Raw genomic sequence first — 454 nt, forward strand, 5'->3', positions numbered from 1 at the left:
GATGTTATTGCAGAAAGAATAAACTTACTGTCTTTGTAGTACTTTATCTGTACCTCACCATTCGACATCTTGGTATAAACCGGAGAGCCAAATGTCTCTTCTAAAATGCCACTGGAAGCACGAATATAGACTTTAGAAAGACGCTCGTTAGATGGAGCATCTGAAAAGTTAGAAATTAAGAGGTCCCAACCTTTGCTTCCCATATCAATAGCATCGTTGAACTGACCACCTGCGATGATCAGCGCAATGATGGCAAGGATAGAGTTTGGTGTCTTCTCTCTCATTATTTCAAGAAAATCTTTTTGATCTTCATTGGGAGCTTGTTGAGTTAAAGACATGTCTTCTTCTGGTGCTGTTTTATCAACAGATGAAGGTAGAGCTTGTTCTGACATGATAAAACCTTATTCAGCAACAACTTGAGGTGCTCGTGCAACCACCCGGGTACATAAATATT

General features: G+C 39.6%; 1 pseudogene. It reads right to left on the minus strand.

The features are described 5' to 3' along the window. A pseudogene (locus AB4486_RS25625) lies at positions 1-392 on the minus strand (hypothetical protein); the annotation flags it as partial. Positions 393-454: the final 62 nt, after the last annotated feature.

The sequence above is a fragment of the Vibrio sp. 10N.222.55.C6 genome (assembly GCF_041473395.1).
GTDB classification, from domain to species: domain Bacteria; phylum Pseudomonadota; class Gammaproteobacteria; order Enterobacterales; family Vibrionaceae; genus Vibrio; species Vibrio crassostreae_C.